Below are 18,875 nucleotides of genomic sequence, written 5' to 3' on the forward strand. Positions count from 1 at the left end.
GTCAGGCCTCCGAGGGCAGCCCGCGCGTCGCGAGGGTCTGGTTCTTGTACGCCTTGACGCCCGTGATCTCGGCGCCGAACCAGTCCGGCGGGCTGAAGGCCTCCGCCTCGGCCTCCGAGCCGAACTCCACCTCGGCGGTCCGCAGCCCGGCCAACTCGCCCTGGTAGACGTCGGCGTGAACCGTGACGCCGGCCGACTCGAAGGTGTACCGGTCCTTGACCAGCTGGGCACCGGCGGTGGCCGGCCAGAGCTCGGTGAACTCCTCCTCTCCGAGCTCGCGTTCCACCTCGACCCGCACCGGAGAGCCGGCCTTCCCGCGCTTGACGCCGAGGACGCAGCTGCCGCCGATCCGGCGCAGCCGCACCTCCGTCCCGTCGTCCTTGATCGCGATGTAGCCCTGCTCGATGTGCTGCCGCACCGCGGTCTCCGGCGGCTCGAAGGAGCCCAGCAGGAACTTGCGCTCGATCTCGAGTGGCATGCCGCACCCTCTCGACGGAATTCCCCCGGCAGCCGACACGACCGGGACCGGTAGGCGACGATACGTCACCCGATCACGCCTCGCCGCTCCACCGGACCACCTCCACGGCCCCACGGACCCACAGGCCGCACGGCCACACACCGCACGACCGCATGACCCCACGACCGCACGGCCACACGACCGCACGACCGCACGGCCACACGGCCACACGGCCACACGGCCACACGACCGCACTCAGAACGATCTCCCCTCGCCCCGGTACGGCGGCTCCGGTCCGACCGGGTCGGGCCGGTCCCGCAGGTCGGCGCACAGGGTGGAGCTGAGCCTGGTCAGCAGCTCGGCGAGGTCGGCGTACTGCTGCTCGTCCCAGTCCCCCAGCAGGTCGGCGAGTTGGGCGCGCCGGGCGGCGACCAGCCGCAGTGCCGCTTGCTCCCCCGGCTCGGTGAGCCGCAGCGGCAGCCCGCCGGCCCGCGCGGCCAGGCCCCGGCCCTCCACTTCCCGGGCGGCCTCCTCGATGACGGCGACCGGGACGATCCGCCGTTCGGCCAGCTCCGCCGGCTCGACCGAGCCGTGCTGGTACATCTGCAGGAGCAGCCAGCTGGAGGCGGGCAGCAGGTCCAGCCCGGCGGTGGCGGTGATCCGCCGGAAGAGGTCGCGCCGGGCCTCGCGGGTGCTCAGTACCGACAGAGCGCGGGCGATTTCGTCCAGGGAGGTGCGTTCCACCGGGTTGAGCCCGATGGACTCGCTCAGGTCCGGCGCGGTGACGGTGGAGCGCAGCTTCTGCTCGCGCAGGAAGAGCGACAGGACGAAGGCGACCGCCGCGACGGGCACCGCGTACAGGAAGACGCGGGTGATCGACTCCGCGTACGCGTGGTAGACGTCCGCCTGGACGGCGGCCGGCAGCCGGGGGATGACCCTCGGGTCGGCGGTGATGGCCTCGGGCCGGAACCCGGGTGGCAGCGGCACCCCCGCCAGGGCGTCGGCGAGCCGGTCCCGCAGCCCGCTGGCGAAGATCGTCCCGAAGATGGAGACACCGAAAGAGGCCCCGATGGAACGGAAGAAGGTCGCGCCCGCGGTGGCCACGCCGAGGTCCTCGTAGCCGACCGAGTTCTGCACGATCAGCACCAGCACCTGCATCACCAGGCCCAGCCCGAGCCCGAAGACCAGGAAGTAGCCGCTCATCTCGGCGGTGCTGCTGTGCTCGTCCAGCCGGGAGAGCAGCAGCAGCCCGACGGTCGTCACGGCGGTCCCGGCGATCGGGAAGATCCGGTAGCGGCCGGTGCGGGCGACGATCTGGCCGGAGCCGATCGAGGTGACGAGCATCCCCAGCACCATCGGCAGCATGTGGATGCCGGACATGGTGGGCGAGACCCGCATGACCACCTGGAGGAAGGTCGGCAGGTAGGTGAGCGCGCCGAACATCGCGAAGCCGATGACGAAGGAGATCACGGCGACCAGGCTGAAGGTCCGCGAGCGGAACAGCCGCAGCGGCAGGACCGGTTCCGCCGCCGTCCGCTCGACCAGGACGAACGCGAGCAGCAGCACCACCCCGAGCACGCCGAGGCCGGTGATCTGCCAGGAGTTCCAGTCCCAGGTGGTGCCGCCGAGCGAGGTCATCAGCACCAGGCAGGTGGCGACGGCGGCGATCAGGACAGTGCCGAGGTAGTCGATCCGGTGCTCGCGCCGCACCTCCCGCCCGTGCAGCACCGCGGCGATCACGACCAGGGCGACGACGCCGACCGGCAGGTTGATGTAGAAGACCCAGCGCCAGCTGAGGTGGTCGACGAACAGCCCGCCGAGCAGTGGCCCGAGCACGCTGGTGACGCCGAACACGGCGCCGAACAGGCCCTGGTAGCGGCCCCGGTCCCGGGGCGGGACGAGGTCGCCGACGATCGCCTGGGAGAGCACCATCAGCCCGCCGCCGCCCAGGCCCTGCAGGGCACGGAAGGCGATCAGCTCGCCCATGTTCTGGGCGATCCCGCACAGCACCGAGCCGAGCAGGAAGATCACGATGGAGGCCTGGAAGAAGCGCTTCCGGCCGTACATGTCGCCGAGCTTGCCCCAGAGCGGGGTCGCGGCGGTGGCGGCCAGCATGTAGGCGGTGACCACCCAGGAGAGGTGTTCGAGGCCGCCGAGGTCGCTGACGATGGTGGGCAGCGCGGTGGAGACGATGGTCTGGTCGAGGGCGGCGAGCAGCATCGCGAGCAGCAGGGCGCCGATCGGCACCCAGAGGTTGGGGACGGCGGCCTCCGGCGGGCCGGGCTCGCTCGCCGGGCTCCGGTCGGGCGCGGCGAGCGGATCCGTCATGGCGTCTCCGTGGGCAAGGCGTCTCCGTAGGGTCGCGGGCCCCGGCTGCCGGGCCCGTGCGGATGATCACTCCCAGCTCACCATGCTGGCAGATTCGTCCCGGTTTGTTCCGCCGGGTTGAGCCGAACGTAAGCACCGGGGACTTCCGCGGCCTTCGGGGCGTTCTCGGAGGAGCCAACCGGCACCAACCGGCACAACACCCCCGCCGGAGGCCGGACGCCCCTGTCCACCCTCCGGGCCGTCCTGCATAATCAGGCGCGATCGTGCGCCCGGGCCCCGCCCCGGAGCCGCCGAAACCGCTCCGAGAACGCCCCGAAACCGAGGAGGACCGGCCGATGCCGGACCAGCACTGCCCGACGTGCGGCACCGCACGCTCAACCGGGTGCGGCTGCGTCCCGGACCCGAGCCTCACCGAGACCGCCGTCCTCCCCCACCTCGAGGGCCCGCCGCTGGTCCGCCCGTACGTCCCGCAGACCGCCGACCAGGTGGCCGAGGAGTCGTCGGCGCACGCCCCGGTCGTCGACCCGTTCGCGACCACCGTGCTGCCGCCGGTCGCCCCGGGGCAGCCGTTCGCTGCGGGGCAGTCGTTCGCTCCGGGCGGGCCGGTCACTCCCCCGCTCGGACCGGACGCGGACGCCTACGCCACCACCGTGCTGCCGCCCGTCCTCCCGGGCCGGCCCCCGCTCGGACCGGACGCCGACGCCTCCGCCACCACCGTGATGCCGCCGGTGCCGCCCTCCGGGCCGGGGGCGTACGCGCCGGGGCCGCCGCGGCCCCCCGCCGGGACCGGGTACGGGTACGGGAGCGGCACTGGCAACGGCGGCGGCAACAGCGGCGGCCACGGCGGCCACGGCGGCCACGGCAACGAGATCGGCCTCTTCCCCTTCGACAACGCCTCGGCCTCCCCCGAGCCCGGGCCTGAGCCGGAGGCCGTCGGCAGCGGCCGGGCCGCACGCCGGGCGGCCGAGCAGGCCGCCAGGAACCCGCTGGCCGAGCGCAAGGGGCTGCTCGTCGGGATCGGCGCCGCGCTGGTGGCGCTCACCATCGGCGTCGCGTACGCGGTGACGCCCTCCGCCGAGCCGGGCGCCAAGCAGGCGCAGCCGCTGCCGACCACCACCCTGGCGCCCGCGCCGGTGGAGCCGACTCCGGCTGCGGTGCCGACCACGCCGGCGCCGACCAGCGAGACGCCGAGCCCGTCGGCGACGCCCACCCGCAAGCCGACGCCGACGAAGACGGCCACCCCGACGCCGACCCCCACCCCGACACCGACGCCCACCCCGACCCCCACGCCGACGCCCACCCCGACACCGACGCCCACCCCCACCCCCACGCCCACGGCGCGTGTGCTGAAGATGGGGATGAGCGGGTCCGACGTCATGGACATGCAGCGGCGCCTCTACGCCGCCGAGTGCGGATACGTCGACAAGTCGATCATCACCGGCACCTTCGACTCCTGGACCCGAACGGTGCTCAACGACTACCAGCGCGAGAACCGCATCAAGGGCGAGAACGACGTCTACGGCCCGAAGACCCAGGCCGTCCTCACTGCCGACCCGGGCTGCTGACCCCCAGCCACCTGGCTACTGCTCCCCGACTGCCGCGCCCCGGGCACGCGAACGGGCGGCGCCTGCCGATCAGCAGACGCCGCCCGTCGGTCACGCCGGGGGTGCCCCGGTCAGCCGGTGATCGCCCCAAAGATGCTGACGCCCGCCAGCACCACCATGATCGCCGCCGCCACGCGGATGATCAGCTTCATCGGCACGTACTTGAGCAGCTTCTGCCCGCCCACGATCGCTACCCCGCCGACCGCGCACAGCGCCAGCCAGGAGCCGACGCCCACGGCCAGCGGATCGGCGTACTTGGCGGCCAGGTTGGCGGTCATGATCTGGGTCAGGTCGCCGAACTCGGCGATCGCGACGACCACAAAACTGGCCCCGGCCACCCGCCAGAAGCTGTCCGAGGACGGCTCCTTGGCCGCGTGCTCGTCCTCGTCCCCGCCGCCGTGGAACAGCAGCATCGCCGCGCCGGCCAGGAACAGCGCGCCGGTGACGCCCTCCACCCAGCGGTGCGGCAGCAGCGACAGCAGGTGCCCTGCGACGAGCGCGATGCCCACCTGGAGGGCGAAGGCGGCGGCGATGCCCGCGAAGACGTAGCTCGCGCGGTACTTGGTGCCGAGCACCAGACTGGCCAGCGCGGTCTTGTCCGGCAGTTCGGCCAGGAAGATGATGCCGAAGGTCAACGCGGCAACGGTCAGACTCATGCGCCCGCCTCGCTGCGCTCGGCAGGGGCATTCGCCCAGACGCGCCTTTTGATGGCTCGTTCGCTTCGCTCACTCATCAGGGAGTTCCTCGGTCGGGCTGCCCGGCCTCCGCAGCTCCGTCAGGGGACGCCTCGGCCCGACAGCACTGGTCATGGTCACAGCACTGCGGCCGAAGGTCTCGCCGGCAACGCTCTGCGAGCGGTGCCCCGGGCGCCGGGCCCCTGGGGGCCAGTATGTCGACGGTCCGGTGGAGGGCTACTCCCCTTCAACGCGCCCAAGCCTACCGGACGGCGTCGACCGGCCCGACCGCCACCAGGCCTCGGCCGACCAGTTCCAGCACCACCACGATCGCCACCGACTCCACCGCCAGCAACCCGACCAGGACGAACAGCTGCACCGTCCCCGCCTGGGCGGGCGAGGCCCCGCCGAGCAGCATCCCGACGAAGGCCCCGGGCAGGGTGACCAGGCCGACCGTGCGGGTCTGGTCCAGCGCCGGGACGAGCGAGGTCGCCGCGGCCGTACGACAGATCTCCAGCCGCGCCTCGCGCTCCTCGAAGCCGAGCGCCAGTGCCGCCTCCACCTCGCCGCGCCGCTGCCGCAGCTCGTCCAGGGCGCGCCGCCCGGCCAGCGAGGTCGCGGTGAGCGCGCCGCCGATCAGGATGCCCGCGACCGGGATGACGGACAGGCCCTTGGCCGGCAGCAGCCCGACGCCCAGCAGCAGGGCGAGCACCGGCAGCACCCCGGCCCCGATCGGGGCGGCCGCCCAGACCCAGTCCGGCCCGGGGGTCATCCGTCGCCCGGCGGTGCGCACCGCGACCGTGAACATCAGCAGCACGAACAGCGCCGACCACCAGAGCGAGCCGACCACCCAGGTGATCACCACGGCGACGGCCGCCAGCTGCACCACCGCCCGCAGCCCGGCCCGCAGCACCGCGTGCCCGTGGCCGAGCAGCCCCCGCCCGGCCACCGCGACGGCGGCCAGCAGCAGGACGGCGGTGACCACCCCGAGCACCGGGGTGACCGGCAGCAGCTGGCCGCCGGACGCCGCGAGGCCCGAACCATCCGGCTCGCCGCCGGACGCCGCAAGGGGCATCAGATCCAGCTGGTGAACCACATCCGGTCCTGCCAGGACGACATCGGGATCACCTCCGCCGTGTACAGCGGGTAGAAGAAGGCGAAGCAGCCGACGATCGCCAGCACGACCGCCCCGGCCCCGATCGCGCCGATCCGGCGGCGCTCGCGGCTGCAGCCGGCCGGGCCGAGGATCGCGCCGAGCATCTGGGCGACGGCCAGGCACAGGAACGGCACCAGCACGACCATGTAGAAGGAGAAGATCGTCCGCTCCTGGTACCGGAACCAGGGCAGGTAGATCCCGGCGACCGCGCACAGCACCGCGCCCGAGCGCCAGTCCCGCCGGAAGAACCAGCGCCACAGCAGGTAGACCAGCGCGAGGCAGGCCGCCCACCACAGGAACGGCGTGCCCAGGCCCAGGATCTGCGCCGCGCAGCCGCCGGAGGAGGTGCAGCCGCGGGTGCCGTTCGGGACCTGCTCCCAGTACATGGAGACCGGACGGCCGTCGACCAGCCAGGCGAAGGGGTTGGACTGGTAGGTGTGCGGGGTGCTCAGGCCGGTGTTGAAGTCGTACATCTGCGAGTGGTAGTGCCACAGGCTGCGCAGGGGCGCGGGCACCCAGCTCATCGACACCTGCGGCAGCGGGATGCCGAGGAAGCTGTCCGGGGAGAGCCCGGCGCGGCCGTCGGCCCAGTGCCGGTCGTACCCGCCCTCGCCGTTGCCTCCGCTCGCCAGCCAGCCGCCCCAGGCGCCGACGTAGACCACCAGGGCGGAGCCGACCATGGCGAGGACGGCGGGTCCGGAGTCCCGGCGGAGCATGGAGCGCCAGGGGTGGCGGGCTCCCGCCCCGCGGCGGCCGGACTGGTCCCACAGGACGGTCAGGACGCCGAAGGCGGCGAGGATCGGGGCGCCGTTCCACTTGACCGCGCAGGCGGCGCCGACGAACACCCCGGCGGCGATCCGCCAGGGGCGCCACCCGAGCCGCACCAGGTCGCCGTCGGAGGCCGCCGCCAGCCGGGCGCGGGCGTGGTCGCGGTCGATCAGCAGGCTGCCGAAGGAGGCGAGCACGAAGAACATCTGGATGCCGTCGAGCAGGCCGACCCGGCTCATCACCAGTTGCAGGCCGTCCACCGACATCAGCAGCGCGGCGGTGCAGCCGACCAGCGTGGAGCCGAAGAGGCGGCGGCCGATCCGGGCGAGCATCAGCACGGTGACGGTGCCGAGCAGGGCGGTCATGAACCGCCAGCCGAAGGGGTGCAGACCGAACAGCTGCTCGCCGATCGCCATCACCCATTTGCCGAGCGGAGGGTGTGCGATGAACTCGGGCGCGGAGCCGAGCGGGATGGACTGCGGGACGGCCAGGATGTCGGCGTTGGCGTGGTCGGGCCAGGTGCCCTCGTAGCCCTGTCGGAGCAGCGACCAGGCGTCCTTGGGGTAGTACGTCTCGTCGAAGACGAAGGAGTTGGGGTAGCCGAGGTGCCAGAACCGCAGCAGGCCGGCGAAGAGCGCGACAGCGATCGGCCCGAGCCAGCCGGAGCGGTCGGCCGCCCAGCGGACCAGGCCCCCGCGCGGGGCCGGTGCTGGGGCGGCTGGGGCCGGGGCCGCCGGGGGGTGCGTGAGCGCCGCTTGCGTCATAGCCTCGCCGATTCGCCTGTCTGCTCTGCCCGGACCCCGGCGCAGTGGCCGGATCCGGGCGGTCAACAGCCACTGACACTATGTGGCGGTGGTCGCGAAGCCAAGCGCGACGGGCGCCGACCAGGTGACCTGGTCGGCGCCCGTTTCGAACGCTCGTGCGCGCCCTTCCGCTACGCGGCGGTCTGCAGCTCCCGGACCGGGACGGTGCGGACCACGGCCGGGGCGGCGTTGTCCTGCTCCGGCGTGAGGTACGGGCGCAGCCGCAGCGCCAGGGCCACGATCAGCAGCGTCGAACCCGCCATCGCCGCCAGGTAGAGCGGCCAGGTGCCGGAGCCGACCAGCAGCACGCCGACGGCCGGGCCGACCGCGATCGCGATCTGCTTCACCAGGGAGTACCCGGCGTTGTAGGTGCCCAGCAGCCGGGCCGGGGCGAGGTCGGCCACGATCGGGCCCATGGTGGGCGCGAGCAGCGACTCGCCGACGCCGAAGAGGGCGTAGATCGAGACGATGGCGACCGTGGCGGCCATGGTCTCGGTCCGGATCAGACCGGCCACCAGGGCCATCGCCCAGGCACCGAGCCAGACCAGGCCGGCCGCGGCCATCGCGGTGGTGCGGCGGCGGCGCGCGGTGATCCGCACCATGAACATCTGCAGCACCACGATGGTCAGCGCGTTGGCGCCGATCGCGAAGCCCAGCGTGGAGGGCGCGGTACCGACGGTGTCGGTGGCGAAGGCCGCGACGCCGGACTCGAACTGGCCGTAGCAGGTGAAGAAGATCAGCCCGGCGAGCACGCAGAGCCGCAGCATCGCCTTGTCGGCGACCAGCGCGCGCAGGCCGGTCGGGCCGTCGTTCTTCCCGTGGACGGCGGTCAGCTGGATCCGCGGCATCCGGGCGGTGCCGGTGACCAGGGCCAGGCCGAGGAACGTCACCGCCTCGATGGTGAACAGCCGGGTGAGGCTGGCCGGGTCGGCCACGTTCACGATCTGCCCGCCGACCAGCGCGCCGATGCCCATGCCCAGGTTGACCAGGGTGAACTGCAGCGCGAAGGCATGCGAGCGCGTCGCCGGCGTCGAGCAGCGGACGATCATCGTGGCGAGCGCCGGCTGGCAGGTGGTGACACCCGCGCCGAACAGGAAGGAGGAGACCAGCAGGGCCGGGGTGCCGGTGGCGTGGCCGAAGGCGAACGCGCCGGTGGCGGCGAGGGCCGTACCGGCCAGCAGCACCGGACGGGGGCCGTACCTGTCGATGCCGCGCCCGGTGAACGGCAGGACGGCGAGGGCCGCCAGCGCGAAGACGGTGAACACCATCCCGGCCGCCAGCGAGCCCAGCCCGCGCACCTGGTCCACGTACACGAACATGTAGGGCATCGTGAATCCGCTGCCGAACGCACTGAGCGCGTTGCCGATCTGGACGCGGCGCAGCGGGCCGCCCGCCCCGCCTCGCTGCTGCCTCTGCTGCTTCACCGTGCCGACCACCGTGCACATCCCTTCCTGGCTTCAACTGGATACTCTTAAGTCCAGAAGATTTCAGAGCTAAAGTTTGACGAGATAAAGTCTTAGCACCAGAAGGCTGCGGAGTCAAAGGCTTAAGGAGTGCACGCTCGTGCGACACTGGTCCGCATGACTACGGACAAGCCGGCGCCGGCTGCCGACAAGCCCGCCCCGGCCACCCCCCTGGAGTTCGGCATCGCCGAGCAGGTCGCCCTCTACCAGCGGGAATTCCCCACCGTGGACCCCCAGGTGGAGACCATCGTGCAGACCCTCAACCGGGTCTCCCGGCGGATGGGCGTGGCGTACGACCGGCAGCTGACTGTGCTCGGAATCACCTCCGCCGAGTGGGAGGTGCTCAAGGCCCTGGTGGTCTCCGGCAGCCCGTACCGGCTGGGACCGGGCGAGCTGGCCAAGCGGCTCGGGCTCACCCCGGCGGCGATGACGCACCGGATCGACCGGATGGTCGCCGACGGCCTGGTCACCCGGGAGCGGGACGAGTCCAACCGGGTGCGGGTGATCATCGAGCTGACCGAGACCGGCCGCGACAAGTGGCTGGAGTCGATGCGGATGGCGGCGGTGTTCGAGGAGGAGCTGCTCCAGGACGTCGTGGGCGAGGAGCGCACCGCGCTCTCCGGCCTGCTGGCCCGGATGCTGCGCCGGATCGAGGAGAGCCAGCCGGACGCCCTCGGCCGCACCGCCGACCTGGGCTAGCGGGCAAGGGGGCCGGCGGGCGAGAGGGCCGCCGGACGAGAGGGCCGGGCCGGCGGATTTTCGTTGGCATTCGGCGCTCGAGGCGGCCGGCTTCGAGGTGACCTCCACGGGCGACGGTTCGGGCCTCGCCGAGAAGGGCGAGAACAACCTGCTGATCACCGGCTCGTCGACCACGATCACGGTCACCTACGCCAAGATCTGAGCGGCCGGACACGACGGGCGGCCCCGGACGAGTTCATGCTCGTCCGGGGCCGCCCGCGTTCGCCGCGAGGGTCCGTCAGGCCCCTCGCCCGCTCGGTGGTGCGTGCGTGCGTGTGTCAGCAGGGGCCGTTGTCGGCCCAGACGCCCCACTGGCCGCTCAGGCTCGGGTCCTCGCCCTTGGTCCACCACTTGTTGGTGTAGTAGTGGCCCTTCCACGAGACCTTGGTGCCGCCGGCCGCGTAGGTGGCGTTCGGGTCCCAGCTCGGGGCGGCCGCGCAGGTGGCCGGCGGGGTCGGGGTGCCGGTGGGGGTGCCCGTCGGCGTGCCGGTGGGGGTGCCGGTCGGGGTCGGCGTCTGGGTCGGGGTCGGCGTGCCGGTCGGCGGGGCCGGGCAGCCGGCGGCGGAGCCGTTGGTGGCGCTCACCATCTTGTCGAACAGGGCGGTCTTGGTGCCCAGGTCGTACAGCGAGAAGGCGAAGGAGCCGCCGAGGCCGTTGCAGTGCGCGTAGTCGATCTTGGCCTGGATCGACCGGGCGTCCTCACCGCTCCAGAAGGTGGTGCCGTCGTAGAAGTACGTGGCCTTGGCGTCGTCGTCCCAGAAGGTCTTGGACGGGTTGTCGACGAAGCCCGCGAGCTCCTTGAACATCTGGATGCCGGGGACGTTGCCGGACATCGCCGCACCGGCCGCCGGGCTGGTGGCGGGCTGGAAGAGGCCGTTCTTGCCGTTGTTCTGGACGCCGGTCCAGCCCCGGTAGTAGAACGGCACACCCATGTTGATCTTGTTGGCCGGGAAGCCGCCGGGGATGCCGTACTGCGCGTCGCCGACCGTCCACGCCTTGATGGCGTTGTCGATCGAGTACTTGCCGTTGCCCGGCTTGGCCGGGGTCGACGGGTCGTTCGGGCCGGAGTAGAGCGGCGCCTGGTGGTTGGTCGGACCCTGCGGGTCCCAACCGCCGTGCATGTCGTAGGTCATGACGTCGAGGAAGGTCAGGTACTGACCGATCTTGTCGGTCTCGACGTTCATGATCTTGTCCTGGCCGGCGCCGACCGCCGCCGACAGGGCGTAGGTCTTGCCGTCGGCCTTGCCCTGCGCGTCCAGCTGGGTGCGGAACTCCTTCAGCAGCGCCGTGAAGTTCTGCTTGTCGGCCGGGCTGGAGATGTTGCCGGCGTGACCGCCGCCGCCCGGGTACTCCCAGTCGATGTCGACGCCGTCGAAGATGCCGGCCGCCGAGCCCGCGCCGCCGTAGCCGGCGTCGGTCGGGAGGTTGCCCTTGACGAACATGTCGAGGCAGGACGACACCAGGTGCTTGCGCGAGGCGTCCGTGGCGGCCGCCGACGAGAAGTACTTGGAGTAGGTCCAACCGCCCAGCGAGATCAGGATCTTGAGGTTGGGGTTCTTCGCCTTCAGCTTCTTCAGCTGGTTGAAGTTGCCGGCGATCGGCTGGTTCCAGACGTCACCGACGCCGTCGACCGAGATGTCCGCGCCGAAGCTCTTCTGGTAGTCGGCGAACGCGTCGCCCGCACCGTCGCCCGCGTTGGGGTTGTTGTCGTTCGTGTCGGCGGCCTTGGTGGCCTCGAAACACCCGAGGTCGCTCGGGTGGATGTTGGCGAAGTCGTAGATCAGGTAGTCCAGCTTCCCGGCCACGCCGGTGTCCTGGATCGTCTTGGGGTAGTAGCCGTTCGCGTAGATCGACCACTGGTCGAAGTAGGCGACCTTGATGCCGCCGCTGGTGGCGGGCGCGCCGCTGCTGTTGGTGGTCGCGGCGTTGGCCGCGCCGCCGCCGGACAGCGCGAGGCCCGCGCCGAGCAGGAGGGAGGCGGTGGTGCCGGCCGCGATGGCGGCCAGGCTCTTCGGGCGGCGTCGGCGACCGCCCTGCGGAGCCGGGGTCCCGGCCCTTTCGATGTGTGAGCGCAGCATGGGTGCGTGACTCCTGGTTGTGGGGGTTCCCGCCGCGCCGGGGGCGCGCGTCCGGGGTGGGGCCGGACGACCGGGACATGACAGGAATGGGTGGGGAATCGTGCGGGATCAGGCCATGACGGACGCCGGGATGCGCCGAACCGGCGCCGACGACACAAGGCCGTCGGCGCCGGTTCAGGGGCTCCCTGCACCTGGGCAATAAAAATGGACTAGACCAACTCGCCCGTCAAGGGGTCCCGTTGGGCCTTGAGTCCCGCTTAAGGTTCCACCGCCCGCGCGCCGAGCCGAGCGTCAGCGCCAGGCGCCATTACCAGGCGTCACTACCGGGCGTCAGTACCGGACGGCGTTGGCCACCTCGGCCTTGACCGTGCCGGAGAGGTCCCGGTTGCTGCGCCCGGTGGCCTGGGCGCTCTGCCCGGCGGCCACCTCCTGGACGGTCACCGCGGTCGCGTCGAGCACCTTGCCGGACCCGTCGGTGAAGTTCAGCTGGATCACGTACCGGTACGACTGCTGGCCGTGGTTGGTGACGGTCAGCTGCACCTGCGCCTTGCCGTCCGAGCCGGTGGTCACCTCCCCGGCGGTCACGTCCGCCTTGGCGTCCAGCCCGCCCTTGATCCCGGCCACCGCCGAGGAGGCGGCCGACACCGCCGCCGAGGCCTGCGCCTCCGCCGAGGCGATCACCGCGCCGGCCCCGCCGGCCGCCGAGGCCAGCGCCGAGGCGGCGGAGGCGGCGGCGCTCGCGCCCTTCTCCACCGCGGACGCCGCCTCGGAGGCCACACTGCTCGCGCTCTTGCTCGAGGAGCAGCCCGCCAACGCCGCCGCACCGAGCACGGCGGCGGCCAACATCCCGGCCACCGCCAGCCGTTGACGGCGCAGCGGGGGAGCATCCAGGTCCTGCACGGTGACCCTCGGGCTCGGGGAGGCGGCCCGGGTGAGCGGCCGGCGGCCCAGGTGGTCCAGGTGGTCGATGCGATCGATGCGGTCCATGCGGTCCCTCGTTTCCGGTGGGCCGGTTCCGGTCTGCCGGTTCCGGTCGGTTCCGGTCACCGTCCGGTTCCGGTCGGCGCCGGGCTGCCCGGCACGCCTCCCCGCCCACCATCCGAGGGCCCGGAGGCAGCCGCCAGCAGGGCTGCTGCCTCCGGGTGACCGCGCGTGGAGCACCGGACGGGCCGCGCGGCCCGTCAGGACAGCCCGGAGCCCTCCTGCTCGTCCGCCTCCACCGCGGCCCGCTCCTCGCGCAGCCGCACCACGTGCCGGCGCCGCGCCACCACGCCGTACGCGCCGGCCGCGCTCGCCACGAAGGACAGCACGCCGACCCCGGGCCGGTCGAAGACGTGCCCGGTCAGGTGGTCCAGCGAGTACCGCCCGGCGCCGGACAGGCCGATCGCCAGCCCGGTCGCGCCGAGGAAGGCCGGGTACTCGTAGCCGCCGGACATGGCGAAGAAGCCGGCCGGGGCGTGCACCGCCACCGCGCCCGCCATCGTCCCGGCCACCACCGCGCCGGCCGCCGGCGTGGCCAGTCCGGCCACCAGCAGCGCCCCGCCGCCCGCCTCGCCGAGGCCGGCCGCGATCGCGCTCTCCCGAGCCGGATGGAAGCCCATGTGGTCCATCGCCTGGGTGGTGCCCTCCAGGCCGCCACCCCCGAACCAGCCGAACAGCTTCTGGGTGCCGTGCGCGATCAGCACCCCGCCGACCGCGCTGCGCAGGGCCAGCAGGCCCAGGTCCTTACGGTTCAGGCACATGTCGCATCCTCGATTCCGCGGCGGAGTGGTCCCGGCCGGTGGTCGTCCCGGCGGGACCCGCCGGCATGGCGGTCCTGCCTCCATAGCAACCGAGAGCGCCCACGCGTTCGAGCTGGGGCCGCCATCCGGGCGAATTCACCGCCGACCGGGAATGAACCGCGGACAGGGAATGGACCGCCGGCCGGGGAGACCCACGCCACGCCCGGTCGCGGGGCGTGGCGGACCGGCCGCCCCGGACGCCACGGTCATGCTGGGCGCATGTTCGTCTTCAACCTGAGCAGCGCGTTCATCACCTTCTTCGCCGTGGTCGGCCCGCCGAAGACCCTGCTGTCCTTCGCCCGGCTGGCCACCACCCGCAGCACCCGGGAGCTGCGGCGGCTGGCGGCGTGGAGCACGGTCATCTCGGCGGTGATCGGCCTGGTGCTCGGATTCACGGCGGACGAGGTCAGCACCCTGTTCCACATCAGCGACCAGTCGCTGCAGCTCGCGGGCGGGCTGATCTTCTTCATCTACGCGGTCGCGCTGGTCTTCGGCGTCCACCTCGGCGGCGACGGCGAGGAAGGCGATCACCTGCCGAACCCGCTGGTGGACGGCATCCGCGAGCTGCTCCTGCCGTACATCGCCAGCCCGCTCGCGGTGACCGCCGTCCTGGTCGCCTCGCTCAACCACGACGACTGGGGCTGGAAGACCGCCGTCGCCGGGGCGTACGTGGCCGTCACCATGATCAACTACGTCTGCGTGGCCCTGCTCGCGCCGCTGCTGCAGCGCTCCCACCGGACCTCGCTGGAGGTGCTCTCCCGGCTGCTCGGGCTGCTGCTGGCGGCGGTCGGCGTGGAGCTCTTCCTGGAGGGCCTGTCCGGGCTCGGGGTGCATCTGCCCGAGGCGCGTTGAGCCCGGACCCACACAGGGCCGGGCAGCGGGTCAGGCCGCGGCCAGCCTCGCCAGCACCTCGCCGATCCGCTCGCGCACCAGCGGGTCGGCGATCAGCCCGTCCGGGCCGACCGCCCCGCGCTCCAGCGGGATCCGGACGCAGGCCTCGTCCACCACGGCCGCGCCGGTGTAGCCGAGGACGGTGCGCAGGGTGGCCTCGGCGCCGCTGCCGCGGCCCGGTCCGGCGGCGTTGATCCAGGCGGTGGGCTTGTCCGAGATCTCGACCCCGCCGACCGTCCAGTCCAGGAGGTTCTTGAAGGAGCCCGGGAGCGTCCCCGCGTACTCGGGCGTGCAGACCAGCAGCGCGTCGGCCGCCTCGATCGCGGCCCGCAGCGCGACCACCGGCTCCGGCAGCGGGTCGGTGTCGTGGTCCGGGTTGAAGTGCGGCAGCCCGGCCAGCCCGGCGTAGTACGTGGTCCGCAGGCCCGGGGCGGCGGCGGCCACGGCAGCCGCGGTGCGCAGCACGGTCTCGTTGGTGGACCCGGCCCGCAGGCTCCCCGGCAGCAGCAGGATGTGGCGCTCGTTCGACATGCGGGGGAACCTACTCCTTGACGTCCACGTCAAGGCCAACGGCCTCGGCCTGCGCTCCCGGCCCGCGCTCCCAGCCGGCGCTTGCGGCCCGTGCTCCGGGCCCGCGCTCCCGGTCAGCGCGGCGCCAGCGGCCGCCACGGCACCGGGCTGGAGAGGATCATCGAGCTGGACGGCTGGCCGTAGCCGCCGAGCCGGTCGCAGAGCGCCTCGAACTCGGCCATCGTCGGCACCGCGACCAGCAGCACGCAGCAGGCCCCGCCGGTGACCCGGTGCAGTTGGAGCACCTCCGGCCAGGTCGGCACGTCGGGGTCGCGCAGTACGCAGCGCGGGCCGTAGCACTGGATCTGCACCAGGGCGGTGATCGGCAGCCCGGCCCGGGTCGGGTCCACATGGGCGTGGTAGCCGCTGATCACCCCCTCGGACTCCAGGCGGCGGACCCGTTCGGCCACCGCGGGTGCGGACAGGCTCACCCGGCGGGAGAGTTCGTTGTACGAGAGCCGGGCATCGGCCTGCAGCTCGGCCAGCAGGCGGCGGTCGACGGCGTCCATGGCGGCTCCCCGGGTGGTCGGGATCAGTGGTCGGGATCAAGGGAATTTCATTCGTAAAGCGAATCGGCTGAACGCCTCGCGAATGACAGCTGCAACGGCGGTTGCGGTGTCCGTCGACCATTCAAGCGGGAGCCACCACCGCCGCACAATGGGCATCCCGGTGGAACCAGGCAGTCCGTCTGGTTCACGGGAGCGGGCGACGTGGCCCGGACGGAGCAGGAGGCATCGGGATGGGGCACGACACGGTGGAGACACCCAACCTGTCGTTCGGTCGGGGCGGGGCGCCGGTTCGGAGCACCCCGTACGCCCAGTACGCCCGCCTGGACGAGCTGCACAGCCTGCAGCACCCGCGCAGCAAGGAACCCGCCGAGCTGTCGTTCATCGTCACCACCCAGGTGATGGAACTGCTCTTCGACCTGCTGCGGCACGAGTGGACGATCGCCCGGCAGGCACTGCGCGAGGACGACCTCCCCACCGCGCTCGCGGCGCTGCGCCGGGGCACCCACGCACAGAACGTGCTGGTGGACTCCTGGGACCTGCTGGCCACCATGACGCCGCACGAGTTCAACTCCTTCCGCTCGCTGTTCGGCGAGGCCTCCGGCTTCCAGTCCGCGGCCTTCCTGCACCTGGAGTTCCTGCTCGGCAACAAGAACGCCGCGCTGCTGAAGATGTACGACGGCATGCCGCACACCCAGGACGAGCTGGTCGAGGCGCTGCGCTCCCCCGGCCTGTACGACGAGGTGCTGGCGCTGCTGGCGCGGCGCGGCCTGGAGCTGCACCCGGAGTCGTCCGAGCAGCGCTACCACCCGTCCGAGGAGGTCGCGGCGGCCTGGCGCCGGGTGTACACCGAGCCGGAGTTCGCCGCGCTGCAGCCGCTCGGCGAGGCCCTGCTGGACGTCGCCGAGCGGGTCACCCGCTGGCGCCAGCGGCACCTCTCGGCGGTGAAGCGGACCATGGGCGGCAAGCCCGGCTCGGGCGGCTCGAGCGGGCTGACCTGGCTGCGCAAGTCGGCCGAGCAGGACGTGTTCCCGGAGCTGTGGACGATCCGGAACGAGCTGTGACGGGACGGTCCGTCACGGCGCGAGAAGTGACGGGAAGTGCAGTGACGGGAAGAGCAGTGACGGGAAGAGCAGTGAGCGAGGGGAACGAGGGAATGGGCATGACCACGCGCGAGGACTGCGCGGCGCTGGACGCCGTCGACCCGCTGGCGGCGTTCCGCAAGGAGTTCGCCCTGCCGGACGGGGTGATCTACCTGGACGGCAACTCGCTGGGCGCACTGCCCGTGCGCACGCCCGAGCGGGTGCGCCAGGTCGTCGAGGAGGAGTGGGGCCGGGAGCTGATCCGCAGCTGGAACGACGCCGGCTGGTTCGAGCAGCCGTACCGGCTGGGCCGGCGGATCGCGCCGCTGATCGGGGCCGATCCGGCGGAGGTGGTCGTCTGCGACACCACCTCGGTGAACCTGTTCAAGGTGCTGTCGGCCGCGCTGCGGCTGCGCCCGGGCCGGGGCACGGTGCTCGGCGACGCCGAGGCCTTCCCGACCGACCTGTACATCGCCGAGGGCGTGACCGGCCTGGTCGACGGCGCGCGCAGCGTGCTGATCCGGCCGGAGGACCTGGACCGGCACCTGGACGGGGACGTCGCCGCGGTCGTCCTGTCGCACGTCGACTACCGCACCGGCGAGCTGCTGGACATGCCCGGGATCACCGCCCGGGTGCAGGCCGCGGGCGCACTGATGATCTGGGACGTGTGCCACGCGGTGGGCGCGCTGCCGGTCGAACTCGGCGCCGCGAACGTGGACTTCGCGATCGGCTGCACCTACAAGTACCTGAACGGCGGCCCCGGTTCGCCGGCCTTCCTGTACGTCGCCGAGCGGCACCTGGCGGCCGGTCCGCTGCAGCCGCTGAGCGGCTGGTTCGGACACGCCCGCCCGTTCGCCTTCGAGCCCGGGTACGACCCCAAGCCGGGCATCGGCCGTTTCCTGACCAGCTCGCCCTCGCTGCTCGGCCAGGCGGCCCTCGAAGCCTCCCTGGACATCTGGGAGCGGGCCGACCTCGCGGCGGTTCGGGCGAAGAGCCTGGCGCTGACCGATCTGTTCATCTCACTGACCGAGGGCCTGGACGGGATCGAGGTGGTGACCCCGCGCGAGCACGCCCGGCGCGGCAGCCAGGTCGCCCTGCGGCACGCCGACGGCTACCCGGTGGTGCAGGCGCTGATCGAGCGCGGGGTGATCGGCGACTTCCGCGCGCCGGACCTGATGCGCTTCGGCTTCACCCCGCTCTACCTCTCGTACACCGAGGTCTGGGACGCCGCCCGCCAGCTGGCGGAGGTACTGGAGAGCGGCGAGTGGCGGGCAGAGCGCTTCTCCCGCCGGGGCGAGGTGACGTAGCGGTCGACCCGGCGTACCCGAGCGGCTTCCGAACCACCGGACTGATCGTCAAGTTCCGGACAGGGCAATGCCGTTCGGGGCATCGGCACCGTGACGGACGTCATGTCCGGGTGGAGTTCCAGCGCGATCGACCCCGGGGAGACCCCTGATTGACGGAACGTCGGACTCAGGGGGGTCGCGTGAACCTCGAACTCAAGCCCGAACCGGTCGTGCTCCTCGGCCTGGCTCAGTTCTTCCTGATCCTGTGGATACTCGGCCGGCACCTGCTCCCCCGCATCGAGCGGGTGCAGGCCGAGCGTCGGGAGATCACCGAAAGCCGGACGGGACGCGCCGAGACCCTGCACGCCGAGGCCGCGGCCGTCCGGGACGCCCACCTGCGGGAACTGGCCGAGGCCCGGCACGAGGCAGCCCGGATCCGGGAGGACTACGCCGAGCGCGGCGCGGCGGCGATCGCCGCGGCCCGCGCGGAGGGCCTCCGCGACCGGGACGAACTGCTCGCCACCGCCCACCCGCGGATCGCCGCCGACCGGGCCGCGGCCACCGACCGGCTCCGCCGGGACGTCGGCGAACTGGCCGTCGCCCTGGCCGGGCGGGTGATCGGCGAGCCGGTGCACGCCGTCGCCGCCCGGCGCCGCACGGTGGACCGCTTCTTCGAGGCGAACTAGCCTT

The 18,875-nt window shown here is 72.6% G+C and carries 17 protein-coding genes; 6 read left to right on the forward strand and 11 right to left on the reverse strand.

Features of this window, described 5'->3' with window-relative positions; translation table 11 throughout:
• Nucleotide 1 precedes the first annotated feature (1 nt).
• Entirely contained in the window at nt 2-478 is a 477-nt protein-coding gene (locus tag ACZ52J_RS31810; protein ID WP_360492805.1) for a CYTH domain-containing protein, read from the reverse strand.
• Nucleotides 479-712: 234 nt separating this feature from the next.
• On the reverse strand, nt 713-2,785 hold the full coding sequence (locus ACZ52J_RS31815; protein WP_465623675.1) for an MDR family MFS transporter: 2,073 nt from the start codon (nt 2,783-2,785) through the stop codon (nt 713-715).
• A gap of 335 nt (nt 2,786-3,120) precedes the next feature.
• Between ACZ52J_RS31815 and ACZ52J_RS31820 the strand changes: the two genes are divergently transcribed.
• On the forward strand, nt 3,121-4,350 hold the full coding sequence (locus ACZ52J_RS31820) for a peptidoglycan-binding domain-containing protein (RefSeq protein ID WP_465623677.1): 1,230 nt from the start codon (nt 3,121-3,123) through the stop codon (nt 4,348-4,350).
• A gap of 110 nt (nt 4,351-4,460) precedes the next feature.
• Here ACZ52J_RS31820 and ACZ52J_RS31825 read toward each other — a convergent pair whose 3' ends face one another.
• The 4 genes from ACZ52J_RS31825 to ACZ52J_RS31840 all read right to left on the reverse strand — a co-directional run bounded on the left by ACZ52J_RS31825 (nt 4,461) and on the right by ACZ52J_RS31840 (nt 9,214).
• A complete protein-coding gene (locus tag ACZ52J_RS31825; RefSeq protein WP_465623678.1) occupies nt 4,461-5,045 on the reverse strand; it encodes a TMEM165/GDT1 family protein in 585 nt (194 codons plus the stop codon).
• A gap of 280 nt (nt 5,046-5,325) precedes the next feature.
• Nucleotides 5,326-6,138, reverse strand: coding sequence for an ABC transporter permease (locus ACZ52J_RS31830; RefSeq protein WP_465623680.1), 813 nt, complete (start codon nt 6,136-6,138; stop codon nt 5,326-5,328).
• Nucleotides 6,138-7,751, reverse strand: coding sequence for a dolichyl-phosphate-mannose--protein mannosyltransferase (locus ACZ52J_RS31835; RefSeq protein WP_465623682.1), 1,614 nt, complete (start codon nt 7,749-7,751; stop codon nt 6,138-6,140). The genes ACZ52J_RS31830 and ACZ52J_RS31835 overlap by 1 nt, the downstream gene beginning before the upstream one ends.
• Before the next feature lie 170 nt (nt 7,752-7,921).
• Nucleotides 7,922-9,214 carry an MFS transporter gene (locus ACZ52J_RS31840; protein ID WP_360492822.1) on the reverse strand — a complete coding sequence of 431 codons (1,293 nt, stop codon included), beginning with the start codon at nt 9,212-9,214 and terminating at the stop codon, nt 7,922-7,924.
• A 156-nt stretch (nt 9,215-9,370) separates the two neighbouring features.
• Between ACZ52J_RS31840 and ACZ52J_RS31845 the strand changes: the two genes are divergently transcribed.
• On the forward strand, nt 9,371-9,952 hold the full coding sequence (locus tag ACZ52J_RS31845) for a MarR family winged helix-turn-helix transcriptional regulator (RefSeq protein WP_360492825.1): 582 nt from the start codon (nt 9,371-9,373) through the stop codon (nt 9,950-9,952).
• Between the two features lie 317 nt (nt 9,953-10,269).
• Here the strand turns inward: ACZ52J_RS31845 and ACZ52J_RS31850 are convergent, their stop codons facing one another.
• From ACZ52J_RS31850 to ACZ52J_RS31860, 3 genes are all read right to left on the reverse strand, one after another.
• Nucleotides 10,270-12,069, reverse strand: a complete 1,800-nt coding sequence (locus tag ACZ52J_RS31850; RefSeq protein WP_465623684.1) for a glycosyl hydrolase family 18 protein — start codon at nt 12,067-12,069, stop codon at nt 10,270-10,272.
• Nucleotides 12,070-12,399: 330 nt separating this feature from the next.
• Nucleotides 12,400-13,056 (reverse strand): hypothetical protein, encoded by a 657-nt coding sequence (locus ACZ52J_RS31855; protein WP_465623685.1) that lies wholly within the window; start codon nt 13,054-13,056, stop codon nt 12,400-12,402.
• Nucleotides 13,057-13,250: 194 nt separating this feature from the next.
• Nucleotides 13,251-13,811 carry a DoxX family protein gene (locus tag ACZ52J_RS31860; RefSeq protein WP_465623686.1) on the reverse strand — a complete coding sequence of 187 codons (561 nt, stop codon included), beginning with the start codon at nt 13,809-13,811 and terminating at the stop codon, nt 13,251-13,253.
• A 258-nt stretch (nt 13,812-14,069) separates the two neighbouring features.
• Here ACZ52J_RS31860 and ACZ52J_RS31865 point away from each other — a divergent pair, with 258 nt between their 5' ends.
• A complete protein-coding gene (locus tag ACZ52J_RS31865; protein ID WP_360492835.1) occupies nt 14,070-14,702 on the forward strand; it encodes a MarC family protein in 633 nt (210 codons plus the stop codon).
• Nucleotides 14,703-14,732: 30 nt separating this feature from the next.
• Here the strand turns inward: ACZ52J_RS31865 and ACZ52J_RS31870 are convergent, their stop codons facing one another.
• Both ACZ52J_RS31870 and ACZ52J_RS31875 read right to left on the reverse strand, forming a co-directional pair.
• Entirely contained in the window at nt 14,733-15,272 is a 540-nt protein-coding gene (locus tag ACZ52J_RS31870) for an NADPH-dependent FMN reductase (RefSeq protein ID WP_465623687.1), read from the reverse strand.
• 113 nt (nt 15,273-15,385) lie between these two features.
• Complete coding sequence (locus tag ACZ52J_RS31875; RefSeq protein WP_360492841.1) at nt 15,386-15,820, reverse strand: Lrp/AsnC family transcriptional regulator; 435 nt, start codon at nt 15,818-15,820, stop codon at nt 15,386-15,388.
• A gap of 230 nt (nt 15,821-16,050) precedes the next feature.
• On the opposite strand from ACZ52J_RS31875, the gene ACZ52J_RS31880 reads away from it, so the two are divergent.
• The 3 genes from ACZ52J_RS31880 (at nt 16,051) to ACZ52J_RS31890 (ending at nt 18,871) form a co-directional block, all read left to right on the forward strand.
• Complete coding sequence (locus tag ACZ52J_RS31880) at nt 16,051-16,881, forward strand: tryptophan 2,3-dioxygenase (protein ID WP_465623688.1); 831 nt, start codon at nt 16,051-16,053, stop codon at nt 16,879-16,881.
• A gap of 98 nt (nt 16,882-16,979) precedes the next feature.
• Entirely contained in the window at nt 16,980-18,206 is a 1,227-nt protein-coding gene (gene kynU / locus ACZ52J_RS31885) for a kynureninase (RefSeq protein ID WP_360492845.1), read from the forward strand.
• A 179-nt stretch (nt 18,207-18,385) separates the two neighbouring features.
• Entirely contained in the window at nt 18,386-18,871 is a 486-nt protein-coding gene (locus ACZ52J_RS31890) for a F0F1 ATP synthase subunit B family protein (protein ID WP_465623689.1), read from the forward strand.
• The last annotated feature ends 4 nt before the right edge of the window (nt 18,872-18,875 follow it).

Source organism: Kitasatospora sp. NPDC034035, assembly GCF_055575755.1.

Coding starts and splice junctions, on each gene's coding strand:
- ACZ52J_RS31810 (WP_360492805.1), bottom strand. CDS start 478: ATGCCACTCGAGATCGAGCGCAAGTTCCTGCTGGGCTCCTTCGAGCCG.
- ACZ52J_RS31815 (WP_465623675.1), bottom strand. CDS start 2,785: ATGACGGATCCGCTCGCCGCGCCCGACCGGAGCCCGGCGAGCGAGCCC.
- ACZ52J_RS31820 (WP_465623677.1), top strand. CDS start 3,121: ATGCCGGACCAGCACTGCCCGACGTGCGGCACCGCACGCTCAACCGGG.
- ACZ52J_RS31825 (WP_465623678.1), bottom strand. CDS start 5,045: ATGAGTCTGACCGTTGCCGCGTTGACCTTCGGCATCATCTTCCTGGCC.
- ACZ52J_RS31830 (WP_465623680.1), bottom strand. CDS start 6,138: ATGCCCCTTGCGGCGTCCGGCGGCGAGCCGGATGGTTCGGGCCTCGCG.
- ACZ52J_RS31835 (WP_465623682.1), bottom strand. CDS start 7,751: ATGACGCAAGCGGCGCTCACGCACCCCCCGGCGGCCCCGGCCCCAGCC.
- ACZ52J_RS31845 (WP_360492825.1), top strand. CDS start 9,371: ATGACTACGGACAAGCCGGCGCCGGCTGCCGACAAGCCCGCCCCGGCC.
- ACZ52J_RS31850 (WP_465623684.1), bottom strand. CDS start 12,069: ATGCTGCGCTCACACATCGAAAGGGCCGGGACCCCGGCTCCGCAGGGC.
- ACZ52J_RS31855 (WP_465623685.1), bottom strand. CDS start 13,056: ATGGACCGCATCGATCGCATCGACCACCTGGACCACCTGGGCCGCCGG.
- ACZ52J_RS31860 (WP_465623686.1), bottom strand. CDS start 13,811: ATGTGCCTGAACCGTAAGGACCTGGGCCTGCTGGCCCTGCGCAGCGCG.
- ACZ52J_RS31865 (WP_360492835.1), top strand. CDS start 14,070: ATGTTCGTCTTCAACCTGAGCAGCGCGTTCATCACCTTCTTCGCCGTG.
- ACZ52J_RS31870 (WP_465623687.1), bottom strand. CDS start 15,272: ATGTCGAACGAGCGCCACATCCTGCTGCTGCCGGGGAGCCTGCGGGCC.
- ACZ52J_RS31875 (WP_360492841.1), bottom strand. CDS start 15,820: ATGGACGCCGTCGACCGCCGCCTGCTGGCCGAGCTGCAGGCCGATGCC.
- ACZ52J_RS31880 (WP_465623688.1), top strand. CDS start 16,051: ATGGGGCACGACACGGTGGAGACACCCAACCTGTCGTTCGGTCGGGGC.
- kynU (WP_360492845.1), top strand. CDS start 16,980: ATGACCACGCGCGAGGACTGCGCGGCGCTGGACGCCGTCGACCCGCTG.